The organism is uncultured Streptococcus sp. (assembly GCF_901875575.1).
Taxonomy (GTDB): Bacteria; Bacillota; Bacilli; order Lactobacillales; family Streptococcaceae; genus Streptococcus.
In genome coordinates this window covers 1-518 of record NZ_CABFMF010000073.1, presented here as the reverse complement: position 1 = coordinate 518, position 518 = coordinate 1, and the positions used below count along the sequence as shown (strand labels likewise).

The following is a 518-nucleotide window of genomic DNA, read 5'->3' as shown; positions in this document are numbered from 1 at the left end:
GAATATATCATGAACTTAAATCCTTGTAGAAATTTACATGGGATGTAAATTTCTACAAGGATTTAAGTTCATGATATATTCCGCACCTTCATTTTCTTTGGTCAAATAACCTGTTCTCTTATAACTGGTAGTAATAACAAAATTACTAAAAGCACCTATCTGATTTGCTTCTACGAAAGTAGTTCCAACAGCACTTATCATTAAAACAGGAATAACCATTTTCAATAATTTTTTAGTTTTCATTTTTTCTGTTTCCTTTCATTTTTTATTCAAGAAGATTCCTTATAACTTCTATTTTAAATATAGACTTATTCTAAACGATGGTATATCATACAAATTCCTCCTTTACTTAATTATGTATGGACTCTAATTTCTTTATCCCCAAAACCACGTTTCAAACCAGATAAGTTGAATCCAACTCCAAATCAAAGATATAATAAATCCAGAGTTTTTCGGTAAATTCTTCAAATATTTTTTAAAGCCCATGACTTTTTCCCTCCTTTTTGATATAATAATAC

Annotated in this window: 1 pseudogene; it reads right to left on the bottom strand. The window is 28.0% G+C overall.

Annotated elements, in window-relative coordinates:
- Window positions 1-36: 36 nt before the first annotated feature.
- A pseudogene (locus QZ114_RS08980) lies at window positions 37-243 on the bottom strand (hypothetical protein); the annotation flags it as partial.
- Between the last annotated feature and the right edge of the window lie 275 nt (window positions 244-518).